The organism is Amycolatopsis sp. (assembly GCF_025464955.1).
In the GTDB taxonomy this organism is placed as follows: Bacteria; Actinomycetota; Actinomycetes; order Mycobacteriales; family Pseudonocardiaceae; genus Amycolatopsis.
The window spans coordinates 123,273-142,043 of record NZ_JAODNM010000030.1; the positions used below are offsets into that span (position 1 = coordinate 123,273).

The 18,771-nt window shown below is 67.6% G+C and carries 14 protein-coding genes; 5 read left to right on the top strand and 9 right to left on the bottom strand.

The features are described 5' to 3' along the window. Window positions 1-47: 47 nt before the first annotated feature. Entirely contained in the window at window positions 48-770 is a 723-nt protein-coding gene (locus JWQ81_RS05355) for an MSMEG_4193 family putative phosphomutase (protein ID WP_297538118.1), read from the top strand. 117 nt (window positions 771-887) lie between these two features. After that, window positions 888-2,939 carry a M3 family metallopeptidase gene (locus JWQ81_RS05360; protein WP_297538120.1) on the top strand — a complete coding sequence of 684 codons (2,052 nt, stop codon included), beginning with the start codon at window positions 888-890 and terminating at the stop codon, window positions 2,937-2,939. Window positions 2,940-3,148: 209 nt separating this feature from the next. Here the strand turns inward: JWQ81_RS05360 and JWQ81_RS05365 are convergent, their stop codons facing one another. Then, entirely contained in the window at window positions 3,149-3,655 is a 507-nt protein-coding gene (locus JWQ81_RS05365; protein ID WP_297538122.1) for a hypothetical protein, read from the bottom strand. Between the two features lie 284 nt (window positions 3,656-3,939). Here JWQ81_RS05365 and JWQ81_RS05370 point away from each other — a divergent pair, with 284 nt between their 5' ends. Beyond that, complete coding sequence (locus JWQ81_RS05370; protein ID WP_297538124.1) at window positions 3,940-6,732, top strand: glycoside hydrolase family 3 C-terminal domain-containing protein; 2,793 nt, start codon at window positions 3,940-3,942, stop codon at window positions 6,730-6,732. A gap of 71 nt (window positions 6,733-6,803) precedes the next feature. On the opposite strand, the gene JWQ81_RS05375 is transcribed toward JWQ81_RS05370, so the two are convergent. Further along, a complete protein-coding gene (locus tag JWQ81_RS05375) occupies window positions 6,804-7,643 on the bottom strand; it encodes an SDR family oxidoreductase (protein ID WP_297538126.1) in 840 nt (279 codons plus the stop codon). A 120-nt stretch (window positions 7,644-7,763) separates the two neighbouring features. On the opposite strand from JWQ81_RS05375, the gene JWQ81_RS05380 reads away from it, so the two are divergent. Next, window positions 7,764-8,624 carry a helix-turn-helix transcriptional regulator gene (locus JWQ81_RS05380; RefSeq protein ID WP_297538128.1) on the top strand — a complete coding sequence of 287 codons (861 nt, stop codon included), beginning with the start codon at window positions 7,764-7,766 and terminating at the stop codon, window positions 8,622-8,624. On the opposite strand, the gene JWQ81_RS05385 is transcribed toward JWQ81_RS05380, so the two are convergent. The 4 genes from JWQ81_RS05385 to JWQ81_RS05400 form a co-directional block, all read right to left on the bottom strand. Then, window positions 8,613-10,169: a metallophosphoesterase family protein gene (locus tag JWQ81_RS05385; protein WP_297538129.1), complete on the bottom strand. Its 1,557-nt coding sequence runs from the start codon at window positions 10,167-10,169 to the stop codon at window positions 8,613-8,615. The genes JWQ81_RS05380 and JWQ81_RS05385 overlap by 12 nt on opposite strands. A gap of 105 nt (window positions 10,170-10,274) precedes the next feature. Beyond that, window positions 10,275-10,892: a hypothetical protein gene (locus JWQ81_RS05390; protein ID WP_297538130.1), complete on the bottom strand. Its 618-nt coding sequence runs from the start codon at window positions 10,890-10,892 to the stop codon at window positions 10,275-10,277. A gap of 33 nt (window positions 10,893-10,925) precedes the next feature. Continuing rightward, window positions 10,926-11,198, bottom strand: a complete 273-nt coding sequence (locus JWQ81_RS05395) for a hypothetical protein (protein WP_297538132.1) — start codon at window positions 11,196-11,198, stop codon at window positions 10,926-10,928. Continuing rightward, window positions 11,195-11,383 (bottom strand): zinc finger protein, encoded by a 189-nt coding sequence (locus JWQ81_RS05400; RefSeq protein WP_297538134.1) that lies wholly within the window; start codon window positions 11,381-11,383, stop codon window positions 11,195-11,197. Before JWQ81_RS05400 ends, JWQ81_RS05395 begins: the two co-directional genes overlap by 4 nt. Window positions 11,384-11,474: 91 nt before the next feature. On the opposite strand from JWQ81_RS05400, the gene JWQ81_RS05405 reads away from it, so the two are divergent. Continuing rightward, complete coding sequence (locus tag JWQ81_RS05405) at window positions 11,475-12,341, top strand: helix-turn-helix transcriptional regulator (RefSeq protein ID WP_297538136.1); 867 nt, start codon at window positions 11,475-11,477, stop codon at window positions 12,339-12,341. A gap of 50 nt (window positions 12,342-12,391) precedes the next feature. On the opposite strand, the gene JWQ81_RS05410 is transcribed toward JWQ81_RS05405, so the two are convergent. From JWQ81_RS05410 to JWQ81_RS05420, 3 genes are all read right to left on the bottom strand, one after another. After that, complete coding sequence (locus tag JWQ81_RS05410; RefSeq protein WP_297538138.1) at window positions 12,392-13,381, bottom strand: malate dehydrogenase; 990 nt, start codon at window positions 13,379-13,381, stop codon at window positions 12,392-12,394. Between the two features lie 114 nt (window positions 13,382-13,495). Further along, window positions 13,496-15,580: an FUSC family protein gene (locus JWQ81_RS05415; protein WP_297538140.1), complete on the bottom strand. Its 2,085-nt coding sequence runs from the start codon at window positions 15,578-15,580 to the stop codon at window positions 13,496-13,498. Continuing rightward, complete coding sequence (locus JWQ81_RS05420) at window positions 15,577-18,756, bottom strand: GH92 family glycosyl hydrolase (protein ID WP_297538142.1); 3,180 nt, start codon at window positions 18,754-18,756, stop codon at window positions 15,577-15,579. The genes JWQ81_RS05415 and JWQ81_RS05420 overlap by 4 nt, the downstream gene beginning before the upstream one ends. Between the last annotated feature and the right edge of the window lie 15 nt (window positions 18,757-18,771).

Genomic DNA, 18,771 nt, shown 5'->3' on the forward strand with positions numbered 1-18,771 from the left:
GGTGGGAGGCGCGCGAAGGTCGCCGTGGCACTACGTATGGTTGCGTCGTGAGCACCGTCATCCTGCTTCGGCACGGCAAGTCCACGGCCAACGGTTCGGGCATCCTGGCCGGGCGCACGCCGAAGGTGAACCTCGACGACACCGGCCGCGCCCAGGCAGACGCGCTGGTCGAGCGCCTGGCACCGGTTCCGCTCGTAGCGCTCGTCGTGTCCCCGCTGCTGCGCTGCAAGCAGACGGTCACTCCGCTCGCGACGGCCCGCGGGCTGGCGAAGACCGTCGAGCCGCGGCTGTCCGAAGTGGACTACGGCGACTGGACGGGCCGCGAGCTCAAAACGCTGTTCAAAGAGCCGCTGTGGCGCGTGGTGCAGGCACACGCGTCGGCCGCGGTGTTCCCCGGCGGCGAGGGGTTGGCCGCGATGCAGGCCAGGGCCGTCGCCGCGGTCAGGGAGCACGACGCACGCATCACCGCCGAGCACGGCGAGAACGCCATCTGGCTGCTGTGCAGCCACGGGGACGTGATCAAGTCGATCCTCGCCGACGCCCTCGGGCAGCATCTCGACGCGTTCCAGCGGATCGTCGTCGACCCATCGTCGGTTTCGGTCGTGCGGTATACCGAGACCAGGCCTTTTGTCCTGCGGACGAACGACAACGGCGGCGACCTGAGCGGTATCGTTCCACCTCCGCCGAAGCCCCCGGCCAAGCGTCGCGGCCGGGCCAAGGCCGCGCCGAGTTCCAGCGATGCCGTCGTCGGCGGGACCACCGGCCGCTGAGCGCGCCGTGCCGCGGTGATCGGGAGGGCAGACTTCGCTGAGCCTACTTTGGTTTGGCACGGCCGCCAGTAGGGTGAACCTCCTACCAGGTGAGTCGACGAAGCAGGAGCAAGGCCGATGATTTCGCAGGACAACCCGTTCGCCGTACCCAGCGAGCTTCCGTACGCCCTGCCGCCGTTCGACCGGATCGCCGACGAGCACTACCTCCCGGCGTTCGAAACCGGCTTGGCCGAGCAGTCCGCCGAAGTCGAGGCCATCGCGCACAATGCCGAGCCGCCGACGTTCGAGAACACCGTGGTCGCCCTGGAACGGTCAGGCAGGCTGTTGGCCAGGGTGGGCGGGACGTTCTTCAACCTCACCGGTTCGGACAACAACGAGGCCATCGAAGCCGTCCAGGAAAAGATCGCGCCGCTGCTGGCCGCGCACTACGACTCGATTCACCTGAACGGGGACCTGTTCGGCCGGGTCAACACGCTGTTCGAGGCCCGCGCGACACTCGGTCTCGACGAGGAGTCGAGCTGGCTGCTTCAGCGCTATCACACCGATTTCCAGCGCGCCGGCGCCGGCTTGCCGGAGCGGGACCAGCTGCGGTTGCGGGAGCTCAACGGCGAACTCTCGTCGTTGGCCACGCAGTTCGGCCAGAACCTGCTGAAGGACACGAACGCGTCGGCGCTGGTCGTCTCCGACGTGGCCGAGCTGGCCGGGCTGTCGGCGGACGCGGTGGCCGCAGCCGGTGAAGCCGCGACGTCGCGGGGCGAGGCCGGCAAGTACGTCCTGAACCTGAACCTGCCGACGAACCAGCCGCTGCTCGCGTCATTGGAGAACCGCGCGTTGCGGGAACGGCTGTTCACGGCGTCGATCACGCGCGGCAACCACGACAACGAGTACGACAACAAGGAGCGCCTGGCGCGGATCGCGAGCCTGCGTGCCGAACGTGCGGCGCTGCTCGGTCATCCGAACCACGCGTCGTACGTGATCGCCGACGAGACGGCGAAGACCGCCCAAGCCGCGGTCGGGCTGCTCGAGCGGCTCGCGCCTGCCGCGGTGGCGAACGCGAAGATCGAGGCCGAGGAACTCCAGGCGCTGCTGGAGCTCGACGAGCCCGGCGCGACACTGGAGGCGTGGGACTGGATGTTCTACGCGGAGAAGGTCCGGCGCGACCGATACGACGTCGACGCCGAAGCCCTGCGTCCGTACTTCGAGCTCGACCGAGTGCTGGTCGACGGCGTGTTCTGGGCGGCGAACCGGCTGTACGGGCTGACCTTCGTCGAGCGGCATGACCTGCCGAAGTACCACCCGGAACTGCGGATCTTCGAGGTTTTCGACGCCGACGGCAGCGGGCTCGGCCTGTTCCTCGGCGACTACTACACGCGCGACTCCAAGCGCGGTGGGGCGTGGATGAACAACTTCGTCGACCAGACGAGGCTGATCGGGACGCAGACGGTCGTGGTGAACAACCTCAACATCCCGCGCCCGCCGGCCGGTGAGCCGACGCTGCTGTCGTTCGACGAGGTGATCACCGCGTTCCACGAGTTCGGGCACGCGCTGCATTCGCTGGTTTCCGACGTCACGTACACGACGTTCTCCGGCACCAACGTCCCGCGCGACTTCGTCGAATACCCGTCGCAGGTCAACGAGATGTGGATGCTGTGGCCGGAGGTCCTCGCCAACTACGCCAAGCACTACAAGACCGGTGAACCGCTTCCGGGGCACCTGGTCGACAAGCTGCTGGAGTCGCAGCTTTACGGCGAGGGCTACGCGACCACCGAGTACCTCGCGGCGGCGCTGCTCGACCAGGCCTGGCACAGCCTGCGCGTGGACGACCAAGTCGACGACGTGCTGCGGTTCGAGGCGGCCGCGCTGGAGAAGGCAGGAGTAGCGGTGTCCAGCATTCGGCCGCGCTACCGGAGCACGTACTTCTCGCACATCTTCGGCGGCGGCTACTCGGCCGGCTACTACTCGTACATCTGGAGCGAGGTGCTCGACGCGGACACCGTCGAGTGGTTCAAGGAGAACGGCGGCCTGACCAGGGCCAACGGCGACCACTTCCGCCGTGAGCTGCTGGGCAGGGGAGGCAGCATCGACTCGATGGTCGCCTTCCGCAACTTCCGCGGCCGCGACCCGGAGATCGAGCCCCTGCTCAAGCGCCGAGGCCTCACCGAAGCGTAAGCGGCCGCGGCCGCGGCAGCCTTCGGCGTACGACAGTGCAGGGCTGGAACGTCGTCCGGGGTGACTGGCGGGGCTGATGTGGCAGGTGTGACGTTGCGACGTGCCGTGAAGGCCACCTTCACGGCGTAAGGCGCACTCAACTGGGCCTTCACCCAGCCACTTCTGGCTGTATAACGTCCTATACGTCTCCCCGTGCGCGAGTTCCACGTTCAACCACTTGAGTCCCACGAACCCCGTGAGGCGTGTTTTACGCAGGACTCCCGGACGAATGTTGCGAGCTCGGACTGCGGGCGTCCCCAGCCGCCGCTCTCCCATTCGTCGTAGAACCCGCACAGCTCTGCCAAAGGGGGCGCGAGGAGCGCGTCGGAATATGCCGAGTCGGAGACCAGCTGCTCGACAGTGCCGATGACCTGAAGTTCATCGGCGAGTCCAGCCAAGTAGAGCCGAGCGAGGTCGTTGAAGACCAACTCTGCGGCGGCAGCCTCGGTTAGTGGTGCGATCCTCATCTCGGCAAAGGTCGACGGCAGCAGGTCGTGGATCTGCGGGGGTTCGGACGCGCTGAGGCCGGCGAGCTCCCGTAATGCGGGGCCGTCGTATCCGTCCACGAGCCAGTGCGCTGCCCACCAGGGCGCGAAGTCGGTGGGGAAGTGTCCGAGCGTCAGGTATGCACTAGCCAGGCGCGGGGGAGCAGGCCGCTCGGCGGTGTAGGGGAACACCGCCTAATCAGTAGTCCAATTCGGCTGCTGGGGGTACCGGGTTTCCTTGCGGGGGCGGGAGACGTCCCGTCCATCGGTACCGGTGACCGCTGAGCCGAATGGTTTCACCAGTTTCGCTGATTGACGTCGTCATCTTGACCGAATCGTAATTGTTGCGGGTCGCAACATATGCAACCGTACGTAGCGCTGCTGATACGCGTTACAGGTCCAGACCACTTCATCGCTTCGCGTGGGCAGCACGGTCGCTATTCGTGCCGATTGTGTGTGCTCAGTGAGGAGACACCATGCTTGCTCGCCGCTGGTTAAGTCTGATCGGGGTCATCGGCCTCGCCGCCGGTGCGGCGGTCGTAGGTCAGACCGCCGACGCCACACCCGCCGCTGTCAACGCCGTCTGTCCCTGGGTCGGGTCGACCGCGCCTGTACCGCAACGGGTTTCGCAGCTACTCGCCCAGATGAGCCAAGCCCAGAAGATCTCGTTGTTGCACGGCACGGGCGGCGCCTACGTCGGCAATACGCCGGCCATCCCGGCGCTGTGTGTGCCCGCTGTCGGACTCGAGGACGGCCCGGCGGGCGTGGGGGAGGGCCTGAACGGGGTCACCCAGCTTCCCGCTCCGGTCGCCGCCGCGGCGACCTGGGACGTTGCCGCAGAACAACAGTACGGCGCCGTGGTCGGTTCGGAGGAGGCAGGCAAGGGCTCCACGATCGACCTCGGCCCGACGATCAACATCGTCCGCGACCCGCGCTGGGGCCGCGCGTTCGAGTCGATGTCCGAGGACCCGTACCTCGCCGGGCAGCTCGGCGCGGCCAACATCAAAGGCGTCCAGTCGACCGGTGAACTCGCGCAGGTCAAGCACCTCGGCGTGTACAACCAGGAGACCAACCGCAACACCCCCTCGGACAACGCGATCATCGACGCGCGCACCGAGCAGGAGATCTACCTCCCGCAGTTCCAGACCAGCGTCCAGCAGGGCGCGGCGTCGTCGGTGATGTGCTCCTACAGCACCGTGAACGGCACCTACGCCTGCCAGAACCCCGGCATGCTCAACAACGCGCTGGACAACCAGTTCGGCTTCCCCGGTTTCGTCACTTCCGACTGGGGCGCAACACATTCGACGGTCGCCTCGGCCAACTCGGGCATGGACCAGGAAATGCCCGGCGGTGACTTCTTCGGCTCCGCGCTGCAGACCGCCGTTACGAACGGCCAGGTCACGCAGGCGACCCTCAACGGTATGGTCGGCCGGATCCTGACCGAGATGTTCACTTTCGGCCTGTTCGACAACGCCCCGCACGGCTCGACCGGCGCCACCGTGACGTCGGCCGCGCACGTGACGGCTGCCCGGCAGATCGCCGAGCAGGGCACTGTGCTGCTGCGCAACAACAACGGCGCGCTGCCGCTGAACACGACGTCGGCCAAGTCGATCGCCGTGATCGGCACGGACGCCAACACCTCCCCGCTGACCGCCGGTGGCGGGAGCGCGGCGGTCAACTCGTCCGGCACGGTGACGCCGCTGCAGGGCATTACCAGCCGCGCGGGTGCCGGGGTGAACGTCCAGTACGCCGCCGGCGACAACACCGGAACCGCGGCGACTCTGGCCAAGAACTCGTCGGTGGCCGTGGTTTTCGTCAGCATGAACGAGTCCGAGGGCGGCGACCTCGGCAACATCGACCTGCCGGGCAACCAGAACGCCCTGATCTCCGCGGTCGCGGCCGCCAACCCGAACACGATCGTCGTCCTCAACACCGGTTCCGCGGTCACCATGCCGTGGGTCAACTCCGTCGCCGGTGTCCTCGAAGGCTGGTACCCCGGACAGGAGGACGGCAACGCCATCTCCGCGGTGCTGTTCGGCGACGTGAACCCCTCGGGCAAGCTGCCGGTCAGCTTCCCGAAGAGCCTGGCTGACGTCCCGGCGTCGACACAGGCCCAGTGGCCGGGCACCAACGGAAACGTGCAGTACTCCGAAGGGCTCAACGTCGGTTACCGCTGGTACCAGGCGAAGAACATCACCCCGCTGTTCCCGTTCGGGTTCGGGCTGTCCTACACCACCTTCGGCTTCAGCAACCTCCAGGTGAGCGCCCCTGACGCGCACGGAAAGTCCACCGCGACGGCCACGGTGACCAATACCGGCACGCGCGCCGGATCCGAGGTCGCGCAGCTGTACATCGGTGACCCGGCGACCACCGGTGAACCGCCCTCCCAGCTCAAGGGCTTCACCAAGGTGACCCTGCAGCCGGGTGCGAGCACCACGGTGAGCTTCCCGATCACCTCGCACGACCTCGCCTACTGGAACACCGCCTCGAACGGCTGGACCACCGCGGTGGGCACCTACCGGATTCAGGTGGGCGATACGTCGGCGAGCCCTCAGCTCACCGGCAGCCTCGTCGTCAGCTCGACCTCGACCGGTAACGCGGTCACCGTGACCAACCCGCAGGGCATGAGCAGCCCGGTGGGCACGGCGGCGAGCCTGCCGATCCAGGCTACGGATTCCGCGTCCGGCCAGACCCTGACCTACAGCGCGACCGGCTTGCCGGCCGGGCTGGCCGTCAACAGTGGTACCGGCGCGATCTCCGGTACCGCGACCGCCGCCGGTACCAGCACGGTGACGGTGACGGCCACCGATGGCACCGGGGCGACCGGCACGACGACGTTCGTGTGGACGGCGACCAGTGGCGGTGGCGGCACCGGGGGAGCGGCCGGACCGATCGTGGCCGGCGTGTCGGCGAGCTTGTGCGTCGACGTTCGCGGCGCGAGTTCGGCCAACAACACCGCGGTGCAGCTCTACCAGTGCAACGGCACGGGTGCGCAGGTCTGGACCGTGGCCGCCCAGGGCGCGCTGCAGTCGCTCGGCAAGTGCATGGACGTGACGTCGGCCGGCACAGCGAACGGCACGAAAGTCCAGCTCTACGACTGCAACGGTTCCGGTGCGCAGGTCTGGCAGGCGCAGTCGAACGGCTCACTGCTCAACTCGGTGTCCGGACGGTGCCTGGACGACCCATCGGCCTCGACGGCGAACAGCACGCAGCTCCAGATCTGGGACTGCAACGCCGCTGTCCAGCAGCGGTGGACGCTGCCCAGCTAGATGTATAACGACCTATACAGCTGGGCGTGAAGGGTAGAACGCAGTAATAACCACAACAACCGGCAAGGACGTCAGCTGGCGTCAGTGCTGAATGCAGCGACGCGTTGGGCGGTGAGTGCAGTAAGGCGGCCGCTCAACGCGTCGTGGATCGACTGGAAAGAGTCGCTACCGAGGGCGAGCCTGCGCACGGCCGGACTTGACGCGCAGTCGATGATGGCGTCGGCCACTTTGTCCACATCGGACGCTGGGGCTGACACCACCCCATCGGGTTCGGTCATGAACCGGCGGAGCGACGCGACCGGTCCGTTCGCGTATTCGTCCATCGGCTCGGCAAGGGCGAGCGACGGCCCGGCGAAACTGGTCAGCACATTGCCGGGCTCGACGAGCGTGATGTCGATTCCGAATTCGGCGACTTCACCCGCCACCGTCTCGAGAAACCCTTCGATGCCCCATTTCGCCGCGTGGTAGGGACTCGCCCCGGGATAGGTGACCTGGCCACCCATACTGGAGGTCTGCAGGATCCGGCCACCACCTTGGGCCCGGAGGTGCGGCAGGACCGCGCGGGTCAGGCGGATCGGCCCGTGCAGGTTGGTGTCGAGCTGCCGGTCGATTTCGGCGTCGGTGAACTCTTCGGCGGCGCCGATGAGCCCGTATCCGGCGTTGGAGAACACGACGTCGACGCGGCCCAGTTCCGCGAACGCGCGGTCGACGACGGTCCGCACCGCGTGGGCGTCGGTGACGTCGAGGGCCGCGGTCCACAGCCGGTCGCCGTAGCGTTCGGCGAGATCGTCGAGTTGTTCGGGCTTGCGCGCGGTGGCGGCGACACGATGTCCGTCGCGCAGGAGGTGTTCGGTTACGTGCCTGCCGATTCCGGAGTTGGAGCCGGTGATGAACCAGGTTGAGGAAGCCATGTCCTCAGCCAAGCAGCCGTGGCAGCGGGTTTGGGGGCGTAGAGAAGCCCCGCTGAAACTGGTACCAGCAGGGCTACCTTCGGCGGCGCGGCAGCCGTGCCGCCAGGGCACAATGGACTGATGTCTCAAGGCACGGAACTGGGCGACTTCCTGCGTTCGCGCAGGTCGCGGCTGCAGCCTGCCGACGCCGGGCTCGCGCCGGACGGACGTCGGCGGCGGGTGCAAGGGCTGCGTCGCGACGAGGTCGCGCGGCTCGCCGGCGTCAGCACGGAGTACTACACGCGGCTGGAGCAGGGCAAGTCCGGCAACATTTCCGCCGAGGTCCTTGCCGGGCTCGCGGGTGCGCTGCGGCTCGACGACACGGAACGTGAGCACCTCACTGACCTGTCGTCTCGTCCACCGGCCAGGCATGCGTCCTCGCCGCCGCAGCGTGTCCGTCCTGGGCTGTACCGACTACTTGAGACCCTCGACCACGTCCCGGCGTTCATTTTCGGACGGCGTACGGACGTCTTGGCGAGCAATCGGCTCGCGCGGGCCGTCATCACCGACTTCGACGCCATGCCCGCGACGCGGCGGAACTTCGCCCGGTTCGTGCTCCTCGACCCCGCGGCTCGCGACCTGTACCCGGACTGGGAAGTGGCGGCCACCGAAATCACCGCGGTTCTTCGGATGGAGGCCGGCCAGCGGCCGAACGACCGGCAGCTCGGCGACCTCGTCGGCGAGCTCACCTTGCGCTGTCCCGGGTTTTCGGACCGGTGGAACGACCACCGGGTGCTGCGGCACCACCACGGCATCAAGCGGCACCACCACCCGGAGTTCGGCGAGCTCGTTTTCGCCTACGAGGTCCTGCAGATCCCGGGGGACCCGGACCAGAAGCTCTGCGTGTACAACGTCGAGGCCGGGTCTCGAACCGAGGAGGCCATCCGGCTGCTGGGCAGCTGGACGGCCTCCGACAGCGACTCAGCCGATTCAGCCGTCTGAACGACGTCGGCGCAGGGTGAACTTCTCGAAGACCGACAGCTCGCCGGAGGGTTTGTTGACGTTGTAGTACGTGACGTGGATCGACGTCGTATCGCCGGGGTGGCGACCGGGGTCGACGGTGAAAGCCGCGAACCCGTAGGGGTGTTCGATGTCGCGGACGGCGCTCCAGACCGTCTGCTCTTTGACGAAGGTCGAGACGCGCTTGCCGTTCGAGCCGGCTGTCGCCGAGACTGCGGTGATGACCTTGCCGGTGCCGTCCTTGAAGAAGCTTCCGTTGGTGGTACCGGAAACGCCGCCACCGCCGAGGATCATGTGGACAGTGCCGTGGGTGGAGTCGATGACGTCGGTCGCGGCCGAAACGGGGTTCGGTGTGAGCGTTTCGCTGCCGGAGACGACTCCGCGCACGGCCAGAGAGCGCTCGTAGTCGTGCTCGTGGCCGCAGAGCACGAGGTCGACGCTGTACTTGTCGAACAGGGGGCCGTACTTCTCGCGCAGGCCGAGGTCCGAGCCGTTGGCGTCGGACGAGCTGATCATCACCTGGTGCATCGCGACGACGACCCAGTCGACGTCCCGGGAGGCGCGCGCGGCGGCGAGTTCGCGTTGCAGCCACGCGAGCTGGCGGCCGCCGGAGTAGCCGTTGATGTAGACGTCGCCGCCGTCCTGCAGGCAGTTGTCGTCGTTCTGCAGGACGATCACGCGCACGGACCCGACGGTGAAGGAGTACCAGAGCCCGGCGAGTTCGGCGTCGGTTTCGGTCGAGGGGACCTGGAAGTAGGCCTGGAAGGCGTCGAGGCCGATCGGGCCGTTCTGCTTCTCGATCTCGTGGTTGCCGGCGGCGGGCATCCACGGGCGGAAGCGGGTGGAGCGAGTGTTGTTGGTGAAGAAGTTGTTCCAGGTGCGGACGCGGTCGACGTCGAGGTTGGCGTAGCAGAGGTCGCCGTTGAGCAGGTGGAACAGCGGGGCGACGGTCTCGATGCCGGTGACGATGTCCTTGGTGGCGGGTGTCGAGTTCGCATCCAGGCCGGACGTGCCGTCGGCCTTCCAAGTGACCTGCGGCGCGGACTGGTCGCCGAAGCTGGTGAAGGTGAAGACCGAGCGGCCCGACGGCGCGGTGCGGAACGTCGCGGCATCAGGAGTAGCGCCATCATGCTGAGCTGCGTAGATGTACTCGGTGCCCGGGCGAAGGCGGTCGAGTTCGGCGTGGTGGATCCAGACCGTGCGGCCGGACGTGCCGTCGACGTAGGTGCGGGTGTCGGCCTGGGCGCAGGCGCCGAAGCCGCCGTCGAGCGTGCCGTAGAGCACCCGCGGGCGCTTGACCGAGCCGTCGGTGATCCACGAGACGACCATCTGGCGTGCCGGGTCGCGGCCGAACTGCAGGTGCAGCCCCTGGACGGGGGTGACGCCGTTGCCGATGCTCGGCACGAACGCGGCGGTCTGCGGCGCTGCGTTCGCGGTGCCTACTCCGAGGAGTGGCGCGGCGCTCGCGGCCCCGAGCAGTCCCAGCGCGCCGCGGCGGCTGACGGTGTGTTTTGGCGTGTCGGACATGGGGATCTCCTCGGGCTCGGTCGCCAGACGAACCTAAGTGGACGTCATGAACGTGAGCTGTCCTGAGGATGAAGCATGGCCACGTCACGCTGGGGATCCTTGCGGCTACAGGAAGTCCTTCCAGAACGGCACGGTCGCCTTCGGGGTCCAGCGCTCGTCACCGCGGTCGAGGCCGGGGCCGCCGAACTCGTGGTGGATGTAGTCGGACAGGTCCATGCCGTAGTAGATGATGTCCGTTCCGTGGATCGAAAGCACCGGATGACCGAAGGTGCCGCGGCCGGCGGGCAGGAACCGGTGCGCGTACACCGGGATCAGCTTCGGCAGTTTTGCCAGCTCGAGCTTCGCGGTCTCCAGCGCTTCGGCCGTGTTCGCCGGGCGCTCGCCCCAGCTGGAGTCCCACAGCGTGCCCTCCTCGACGTCGCTGAGCACTCCCTCGGCGGGCCAGGCGAGGCGGTAGCGCAAGTCGTCCGCTGTGGCGTTGCGCCAGTCCGGCCAGGGCTCATCCCATGTGTAGTACACGCCGTCTTCCGGCACACGCGGCGTGTTCACCGGCAGTCCGGCGGCGAGGAACGCCCGATGGTCGTCAGCGAACTCGAAGTTGTACTCCGCCTCGATGCCGGCGAATTCGTCGTCGGTCAGGCCCGGCGTGATGTCACAGCAGCCGAGCTCCGCCAACTTGCGTGCCGCGTCTGCCCCCAGCCGGGCAGCCTCTTCGTTGATCACGCCGGAACGGTAGCGCTTCCGGTGCCCTGGACGTCAAGATCTTTCGGCCACGAGTTCGGCGAGCCGGTCGGCTGTCCGGGCGCGGCGAGGCGTCAGACGAGGGGAGTGGTCGGGATCGGCGTCGAGTTCGGTGACTCGCGTGAGGATCCGGCCGCCGAGGTCGTGGAAATCGTGCCCCAGATCGCGCAGTCCTTCGGCGAAGATGTCCACATTGGACTGAACCCGCGTCAGCAGCACAGTCCGCTGGGTGAGCGTGCTGTGGAGCCGGCGGACGCTGTCGAGCAGGTCGCGATCTTGAGCTTTCACCTTGCCCGCCAGGCACTGTCGCAGGAAACACAGGTCGGATCGAGCCAATCCCCGCCGAGCTCGATGACGTCCGTGCGCCGCACGGTCACCTCGTTTCCGCACAACGTCGTGAACGTCCCGCCTTCGTTCGGCACGGGTCCATCGAGCGCATGACGCTTCCCCGCCGCCTGCTGCCAATGCAACATTGGTTACCTCCGGTGTGTACTGTGCTCCCCAGCGTAATCACGCAGGCGGTCGTGGCAATCTTGTTGCAAGGGTGAGACACCGGAGGACCCATTGGCTCACAAATCCCCTGGTGTCAAGGCAAAAGCGCTGGGCACGCAGTTGCGCGTCTGCCGTGAAGACGCCGGCCTGAACATGCGAGACGCGGCGGAGGCCGTTGACTGCGACAAGTCGGCGTTGTCGCGTCTGGAGACGGGCAGTCGCCGGGTGTCCGTCGAAGAAGTGGCGCTGTTGCTCGGCGTCTATCGCGTACGCGGCGCTCTTCGAGACGAGCTCCTGGCGGCAGCGCGAAGCTTGGACGAGTCAGGCTGGTGGGGGTGGGGCCAGGGGCTGGCGTCGTTGCCCAAGGCGATGGTGACTCTGGCGGAATGCGAGTCAGAGGCCCGCCGAGTCACCAACTGGGCGCCGATGCTGGTTCCAGGTTTGCTGCAGACGATGTACTATGCGCGGGCTTGGCTGCTGGCGACCGGCACGGATCGGGAACGGGTCGAGATGCTCTTGGCCGCGAGAGCGACTCGTCAGCGGATCCTGAGCACCGAGGGGCAGGAATTCATCTTCTTCCTCGGTGAGCCGGCGTTGTTCACGTCGGTCGGCGATGCCGGAGTTTTGGCGACGCAGCTCGCCCGGATCCGTGAACTCGGTGAGCGTCGGAATGTGTCGATTCGCGTTCTGCCCGCGGGCGCTGGGCCGCACGAGGGGCAGCTCGGATCGTTCGTAGTGATGGAGTTTCCTGCAACAGGGCCGCTGGTGCTCGTCGAATTGATGCGGTCGAGCGTCTTCCTGGACGACGAGGTGCAGACGCAGCCTTACGTGGCCGCACTTTCGACGCTGTCGACGCTCGCACTGAGCGAAGCTGAGTCGATGCGGCGGATCACCCAGGTGCAGGCGGGCTTAGGGCTGGTGAGTGTTCCGGCCGGTTAGAAGCAGGTTAGAAGCGGCCGGAACACTCACGAGTCCGAGTCGGCCAGGCGTCAGATGAGGCCGAGCTTCTTCACGGCGTCGCGCTCTTCGACGAGCTCGGCGACGGAGGCGTCGATGCGGGTGCGGGAGAAGGCGTCGATCTCCAGGCCCTGGACGATCTCGTACTTGCCGTTCTTCGCGGTGACGGGGAACGACGAGATGAGGCCCTCGGGGACGCCGTAAGAGCCGTCGGACACGACCGCGGCCGAGGTCCAGTCGCCCTCGGGGGTGCCGTTGACCCAGGTGTGGACGTGGTCGATGGCGGCGGACGCGGCGGACGCGGCGGAGGAGAGACCGCGGGCCTCGATGATCGCGGCGCCGCGCTTGGCGACGGTCGGGATGAAGGTGTCCTCGAGCCACGTCTGGTCGTTGACGGCCTCGGCGGCGTTCTTGCCGTTGACCTCGGCGTGGAAGATGCTCGGGTACTGCGTCGCGGAGTGATTGCCCCAGATGGCGAGCTTCTTGATGTCGGTGACCGACACGCCGAGCTTCTTCGACAGCTGCGCGAGCGCGCGGTTGTGGTCGAGGCGGGTCATGGCGGTGAAGCGGTCGGCCGGGACGTCGGGGGCGTGGCCCTGGGCGATCAGCGCGTTGGTGTTGGCCGGGTTGCCGACCACGAGGACCTTGATGTCGTCCGCCGCGCCGGCGTTGATGGCCTCGCCCTGCGGCTTGAAGATGCCACCGTTGGCCTCGAGCAGGTCTCCGCGCTCCATGCCCTTGGCGCGGGGGCGCGCGCCGACGAGCAGCGCGACGTTGGTGCCCTCGAACGCGGCTTTCGCGTCGTCGAAGATGTCGATGCTGGCGAGCAGCGGGAACGCGCCGTCGTCGAGCTCCATCGCGGTGCCCTCAGCCGCCTTGACCGCCTGCGGGATCTCCAGGAGCCGCAGCTTCACCGGGGTGTCCGCGCCGAGCAGCTGGCCGGACGCGATGCGGAACAGCAGCGCGTAACCGATCTGGCCGGCCGCACCGGTGACGGTGACGTTGACAGGGGCTTGCGTCATTGGATATCTCCTGCGTGAGCGTTCGGTTTCTTACCCCGATGTTATCCGCCTCGACCTGCGCCGATCGGGTGCGTCCGGTCACTGTCCACTTGATCGATGCCGACCGGGTGTTTTCTACGCGACGACGTGTGCCGGGGCTACCGCGTCGACGTCGAAAGCCCGGCCCAGCGCGATGACGGCGTTGTCGAGCTGGCCGAGACTGGACAGTACGGACCGTGCCTGCGGGTCGGCGACCTCGTCCGACACGGGCGTGCCGTCGTCGAGGACGAGCTGTCCGTGCCTGGTTGTGCCGAGCGAGCCGAGGGCGTAGGTCAGGACGTCGACGTTGGCGATGATCCGGTCGGTGAACAGGGTCAGCCGACGGTCTTCACCCGAAAGTGCGCCAGGCTGGGACCTCGCGGCGACGTGCCGGGCTCGGTAGGCGATCGTCTCCAGCGTGGTCAGCACGTACCAGCCGTAGTCCCGGCGGGCGGTGCTGACGTTGATCGGGTGGGTCAGCGGCTCGATGGTGGCGCGGACCTTTTCGACGGTCCGGTCCAGCTCCCGGGACAGTTCGATGACGTTGACGTTCTCCGCGCCGGTGAGCAGCTTGCTCGTCTGGTCGAGGAAGTCGTGGAGGTCGCCGAGCACGTCCTCGATGTCGCCGACCATCACCGCGCGCGTGCGCACCGGCACGATCACCACGGCGGCGAGGAACCCGGCGGCCGCGCCGACGGCGGTTTCGGCGAGCCGGATCCACAGGACTTCGAAGGTGAACGTGCCGAGCAGGCTGTACAGCATGCTGAGCATGGCCGTGGCGAAGAACGCCATGACGACCTGCGAAATCCGTGACATGTACACCATGCCGAAGATCGACACCATGAGCAGCGCGAGGATGGCCGGCACACTGCCGTTGACCAGCAGGGTCAGCAGAACCCCGCCGAAGATGCCGATCAGCGTCCCGACGAGCCGCCGCGCGCCTTTGACGAACCGGGCGCCGGTCGAGGACGTCCCCAGGAACACGACGAACACCGTCAGCACGGCCCAGTACCAGCGCTGATGGGACACCACCTGCCCGCCGAGCACGGCGAGGCCGGCACCGATCACGGCCTGGATCGCGCTGCGGGTCTGGTTGTCGTAGGCGAAGACCTTGGTCTTCTCTGCCGGTGCCGGCTCCGGCTCGGGCGCGGCCAGGTTGTCGTGGATGACTACGCGCTGGGCCTTGACGTCGGCGACCGCCAGCTCGGCGATGGCGCGGCGCAACTCATCACCGGCTTTGGGGTGGGCGTCGAGGCGGCTTCCCTCGACGAGCATTTTGCTGAATTCCCCGGTTTCGCTGATCAGCGGCACCTCATGCGGGTCGCGCTCGATGAGCGAGCGGAACCGCTGCAGCGAGGCGATCAACTCGTCGCGCACCCCCGGGCCCAGATCGCTCGCACAGGTGCGCTGTGCGGTTTTCGACAGCCACTGCACGGCCAACTCGACTTCGATCGACCGCCTGCGCAGCTGGTCGGCCTCGACGCCGTTGAACACGTCGTTCACCGCGTCGTCGATGAGGAGCACAGCCTCGTGCAACCGGGCGTTGGCGCGCCGCAGCTGCTTGGTGCTGCGCTCGCTGCCGTTACTCGCGAGAAACCCCTCGGCTCCGCGGATGACAGCGCCGAGCCGGGCGCGGAAAGCCTTCTGCAGCCGGAAAAACTCAGCCTCACGGCGTCGTGGCAGCAGTACGAACCGGACGAGCGCGTTGGACGCGATGCCGACGGCCAACGCGAGCAGAACGGTCGGGATCTGGTGCAGCCGGATCTGCAGGAACATCGCGAAGAAGAACATGAAGAAGCTCAGCGAGCCCAGCGCGATCCCGCGGCTGCCGAACCGCTGGCAGTACACCGCCACGAAGATCAGCAACACGAACAGCACGATGTCCGTCGGGGGCACGGTTTCCCCGATACTCGCGATGGTGAGCAGGCTCGCGCCGGCGACGAACCCCAGCACCAGCGTCACTGCCTGCGCCTGGGGCGTGGGGTCGTTGACGGTGAACGCGGTCATCATCGCCGCGATCGCGGCGACCAGCATGATCGGCAGCGGCAGTCCGACCAGTTTCAGCACCACGATGGCGATGAGGATCCCGAGTACCGCGGACAGGCCGAGGCGCAGGCGGGTGTAACCGGGGTCGGTGGCGATGGCCCGGTCGCGCACGTACTCCCAGAACTTCGCGATCATCCGAGTTCCGCCAGGAGTTCCCATTGGGCGAAGGCGACGCGTCTGGACGTGCCTTCGGTGATCCGAAGCCGGAAGTGCGCGTACGCGGCCGGCTCAGCGAGGACGAACGGCCTGGTCTGACGTCGCCAGCGGAAGCTCTGCCCGCGCCGCTCGTCCAGTACCGACCAGGTCACGCCGTCGGCCGAGCCTTCGAGCACCCATGATCGGGGGTCGCCGCGACGGGCACCCGACGTCAGCGTGTACATCGTGACAGTCCTCGGTTCACCCGCGACAGTGAACTCGACCGTGGGTGTCGCCGAGGTGAATGTGGCCTCGGTGCGGCTCGTGTTGTCGAACAGCGCGCTGACGTCGTCGGCGTCGGGACTGCGTCCCTGGCCCGCCAGGTCGGTCAGTGGAGCCGGTGCGGACGCCGTGACGGGCTCGACGCCCCACTCGCTCGGCTCGGTCGCGAGCTCGAAGTCGAGGACGGCACCACCGGCGATTGCGGAATGCGCCAGCGTCACCCCGTGCGGCTTGCCATCGACCCGCAGATCGCGTACGTAGACGTGCTCCGCGTCGTTGCCGGGGGCGTTGACGACGAGGTCCTTGCCGTTCTCCAGGCGGATCGTCACCTTCGTGAACAGCGGCGATCCGACGGCGTACGCCGGACTCCCGACCGCGAGCGGATAGAACCCGAGCGCGCTGAAGACGTACCAGGCCGACATCTCGCCGTTGTCCTCGTCGCCGGGGTAGCCCTGGCCCAGTTCGCTGCCGAGGAAGCAGCGCGAAAGGACGTCTCGCACGATCCGCTGGGTCTTCGCGGGCGCGCCGGCGAAGTTGTAGATGTAGGGGATGTGGTGCGAGGGCTGGTTCGACAGGCCGAACTGCCCGAGCCGGATGTCGCGAGCCTCGGTCATCTCGTGGATCAGCCCGCCGTACGCGCCGACGTCGCGTCCGGTCTCCGGGGTGGCGAAGAAAGTGTCCAGTTTGGACTCGAGGCCGCCGGCTCCGCCATGGAGCGCGGCGAGTCCCGGGCCGTCGTGCGGCACGGAGAACATGGTGTTCCACGCGTTGGTCTCGACGTAGTCGCCGCCCCAGGCGCCCGGGTTGAACGCGTCGGGCTCCGCTCGCCACCGGCCGTCGGGCTGCTTGCCCTGGAAGAAGCCGACGCGGGTGTCGAAATGGTGGACGTAGTGCTGCGCCCGCTGGCGGAAGTAGGCAGCGTTGTCGAGGTACTCCTGGTGGCGCGGGTCTTTCGGACCGCGTTCGGCGGCGAGCGCGTCGGACAGGTTCGCGATGCCGAAGTCGTTGATGCAGCCCTCCAGGGCCCACGAAAGGCCTTCGACCGTGCTCGTCGGGGTGTAGCCCAGGAAGATCGAGCTGTGCAGGCCCTTGCGGCCGACGCCTTTGCTCGTCGGAGTGACCGTGGCGTTGCGCACCGCGGCGTCGTAGGCGCTGTCGACGTCGAAGTCCCGGACGCCCTTGAGGTACGCGTCGGCGAAGGCGACGTCGGAACTGGTGCCGGTCATCAGGTTCGCGTAGCCGGGGGAGGACCAGCGGGTGAGCCAGCCGCCTTCGCGGTACTGCTGGACGAACCCGTCGATCATGCGGGCGCACCTGCTGGGGGTGAACAGCGCGTACGCCGGCCAGGTGGTGCGGTAGGTGTCCCAGAAGCCGTTGTTGACGTACATCTGCCCGTCGACGACCTTCGCGCCGGTGCGCTTGCGCGTGCTGGGCCACAATCGGGGGATCACCGGACTGGCGTGCCGCTCGCCCGACGGTGTGAGCTCGTGGCCGGAGTTCGGGTAGAGGAAGAGGCGATACAGGTTCGAATAGAACGTCGTGAGCTCGTCGTCCGTGCCGCCCTCGATCTCGACCCGGCCGAGGACGTCCGCCCAGGCCTGCCGGGCGTTCGCGCGGACCTGGTCGAACGTGATGCCTTCGGGAATCTCCTGCGCCAGGTTTCGCTTGGCCTGCTTGAGGCTGATCAGCGACGTCGCGATGCGCATGGTGACGACCGGGGTCTCGAACTCCAGGTACCCGGTGACCGTGCGCCACGGCGGGTTCCGGAGCTTGCGGCCGCCCGTGGCGGGGGAGTCGAACTCGGCGTAGACGAACATCCGCCGCGCGCCGGTCGAGAGCCCGCTCTTGACCCACGTGTAGCCGGTCATGATTGCGGGTTTGCCGGGGCCGGCGGGGTCGAGTCGCAGACCGCCGCGGTTCGTGACGTTGTCGAAGAGCAGCCAGCCGCCCTTGCCGGGGAAGGCGAACCGGAACAGCGCGGCGTGGTCTGCCGGCGCGATGTCGGTGGTGATCCCGTTGTCGAACTCGACGCCGTAGTGATGCGGCCGGTCGGTCTCGTTGTCGTGGCTGAACGCGAGCGCGCGGGCTTTGCGGTCCTGCTTGACCTCGCCGACGCCGGGCAGGATGTGAAAGGTGTGGCGGTCGCCCATCCACGGGCTCGGCTCATGGCTCAACGCGAACGCTTCGAGCGCCGGCCGGTTGTCGGCGTTGTTGCCGCGGTGGTACTCGTAGATCCAGTTCGTCACCGAGGACTTCGTGACCGGGGTCCAGAAGTTGAACCCGTGCGGCACGGCCGTGGCGGGGAAGTTGTTGCCCCGCGAGAACTGGTCGCTGGAGTGCGTCCCGCGGGTCGTCCGGACGCGGTCGACGGGGTCGATCGGGCCCTGCGGCTCCCGCTCGGCGATGCGGACGTCGTCGAGCCAACCGGCTACGGCGCCCTCGGTCCCGCCCCGTTCCGGCGGGTCGACGACGAGCACGATCCGGCGGATCGTCCGGCCCGCGAACGCGCCGAGGTCGTGCCGGACGAGATTCCACTGGTCGAGGTAGAGCCGCTTCGACTCGCCCTGCTCCTTCGCGGAGATCCCGGCTGGACCTTCGTCGAATTCCACGTCCAGCGCGACGAACGTACTGCGGTACGTCGGCTGCTCGTCGGAGGCCGGCATGACCACGTACGACAGCTCGGTGTGCCCGGTGACCGCGATCTCGACGTCGAACAGGACCGTCCGGGCGTCGGTGCCCGCCGCGTACCGCAAGGCTCGCAGACCGGTGAAGCCGACGCCGGTCTTCGCCGTGGGCGAGTGACCGGGACCGGCATCCACCCGCGCGGTTTCACCTGCGGATACCGGCTGTGGATCACCGGTTTCGAACGAGGACGCGAAGCTGGTGATCGTCACCCGCACAGCCTAACC

Bases quoted from the DNA above. Each gene is read 5' to 3' on its own strand.
- JWQ81_RS05370 (WP_297538124.1), top strand. From the start codon at position 3,940: ATGCTTGCTCGCCGCTGGTTAAGTCTGATCGGGGTCATCGGCCTCGCC.
- JWQ81_RS05375 (WP_297538126.1), bottom strand. From the start codon at position 7,643: ATGGCTTCCTCAACCTGGTTCATCACCGGCTCCAACTCCGGAATCGGC.
- JWQ81_RS05385 (WP_297538129.1), bottom strand. From the start codon at position 10,169: ATGTCCGACACGCCAAAACACACCGTCAGCCGCCGCGGCGCGCTGGGA.
- JWQ81_RS05380 (WP_297538128.1), top strand. From the start codon at position 7,764: ATGTCTCAAGGCACGGAACTGGGCGACTTCCTGCGTTCGCGCAGGTCG.
- JWQ81_RS05400 (WP_297538134.1), bottom strand. From the start codon at position 11,383: ATGTTGCATTGGCAGCAGGCGGCGGGGAAGCGTCATGCGCTCGATGGA.
- JWQ81_RS05410 (WP_297538138.1), bottom strand. From the start codon at position 13,381: ATGACGCAAGCCCCTGTCAACGTCACCGTCACCGGTGCGGCCGGCCAG.
- JWQ81_RS05360 (WP_297538120.1), top strand. From the start codon at position 888: ATGATTTCGCAGGACAACCCGTTCGCCGTACCCAGCGAGCTTCCGTAC.
- JWQ81_RS05415 (WP_297538140.1), bottom strand. From the start codon at position 15,580: ATGATCGCGAAGTTCTGGGAGTACGTGCGCGACCGGGCCATCGCCACC.